Genomic DNA, 2,023 nt, shown 5'->3' with positions numbered 1-2,023 from the left:
CATTGGTTTGCTCATGTCAAATTTCCTATTATTTTATGCGAAGAACATGTGGATAAGTTGATAGTAACTTATCCACATTCTTCGCTATTTACAACATCAATAATCTTTATTTTATATATTTAAAAGATTATTTTTTTAACTTGACACAGTTTGACGAACACTCCCATTTTTATTATTTAAGTTTTCAATTGTAATTTTTATGCATAACCCTCATGGCAATTTAAAAATTGTATAGTTAATTCAGGAGAAGTTGGTGACGTTGTTATTAGTCACTCGGCTATTACATATATACGTCGCTTCTGCTACCCAATTCCCCTGAATTGAATTGACTATACTTATAGAATAAAAATTGTACTATGGGGTAGAATTCCATAAGTGAATAAAGTTTGTTACAAACAGACTCTACAAACAATATCAATTCTTTAAGTTTAGAACATAATTTTAAGTCTTATGGAACCTTGATGACTTTGATATCTTTTGCTCAAATGGCAATTATATTCCATTAATATCTCTGTATTCTTTTTAGCTAATAATAAGCTAGTACCGATATTATAACTAACAGTAGATTGTTTTGGTATCATGGTTTGTTGTTCAAAGATAATATTATTTATCAATATTTTACTATCAATCTTCTGATTTTTATTATTAAAATATTTTTCAATAAAGCCATGTATTATTGGAATAATTGTTACATTCTGAGTAATTGGTAGAGCTGGTAACAATAATTTACTACCAATAGAGCCGATCCAGAAATTTTGTGACTTAGCTGCCATAGATAAATTATATGTTTCTTTATTAGTCTCAGTATAAGCACTATCTTGATATTGTTCATATCTAATACCTATACCAGGAATCATGGTAAAACCTTTAGAAAGCCCAATATTATAGTTAAGTCTGGTATCAAAATGATAGCTATTATTCCAATATTTACCAGATATATTGTATGTTTTATCATCTATAGAACGCATGGACTTGTTGGTGACATAATTACGTGTGGTAGATAACACTCCTTGTAATGACAAATTATACCCCAAATTCTTCTGACCATAGATGGATATAATATGACCAGAGAGCAAAATTTTATTATTCTGATTTTGGAATTTAAAATCAGAACATATATGACTATATGCAATACCAAATAAGTCCCCTACCTCTTTCTTTGTTCCAACATCAAACCCAATAACAATACCTCTGCTATTACTCTTATAACCTGTAATATTTGGGGACATATTCTGCTTACTTATGCTATACAAACCTCTAATCCACAAACCTTTTGATATGTTACTAAAAGATTCTTCTTCATCACCTGCTCCAATGCTTTTAAATATTACGGGCATTCTATTAAAAAGTATATTGCTATTTGCCGACATTATTCTTGGCATTAGAGGAGCTATCCCAGTAATGGTTGATATTTCTTCTACTGCTTTTGGTATAGAAACCTCTGCTAGTTGTCGTGATGTTTCAAGTTCTTGTTCTTTTCTCTGTTTTTCATCGCTTATTTGTTGTACAAGCTCTTGTTTACTTTGTTGTTCTTTCTCTAGCTGCTCTTGTATATTTTTTATTGTTTCCTCAAGCTGAACTATCTTCTCAGCTGCTGCCTGTTTCTCGTCAGTTATTTGTTGTACAAGCTTTTGTTTACTTTGTTGTTCTTTCTCTAGCTGTTGTTTATTTTCTTCCTGTTCGGTCTCTAGCTGCTTTTGTATATTTTTTATTTTTTCCTCAAGCTGAACTATCTTCTCAACTGCAGTCTGTTTTTCGTCAGTCATTTGTTGTCTAGTTTGTTGCTCTATCGTGAGCTGCTCTTGTATTGTTTCTTTTTGTTGTTCAAAATTAATAATCTTCTTATTTGTTTCTTGTATTTTCTTATTCAATTGTTGTTCAAGTTTTTGTTTAGTTTGTTGCTCTGTATTGAGCTGCCCTTGTATATTTTCTATTTTTTGCTTAAACTGAACAGTTTCGTTATTCAATTGTTGTTCAAGTTTTTGTTTAGTTTGTTGCTCTGTATTGAGCTGCCCTTGTATAT

General features: G+C 30.5%; 1 protein-coding gene. It reads right to left on the bottom strand.

Annotated features, from left to right (window positions below; all coding sequences use genetic code 11):
* Positions 1-428: 428 nt before the first annotated feature.
* The coding region (locus tag RiCNE_RS06860; protein WP_133062972.1) for an autotransporter outer membrane beta-barrel domain-containing protein at positions 429-2,023 on the bottom strand (1,595 nt) is incomplete at its 5' end.

The organism is Rickettsia endosymbiont of Culicoides newsteadi (assembly GCF_002259525.1).
In the GTDB taxonomy this organism is placed as follows: Bacteria; Pseudomonadota; Alphaproteobacteria; order Rickettsiales; family Rickettsiaceae; genus Tisiphia.
This window is presented reverse-complemented; position numbering and strand designations above follow the sequence as displayed.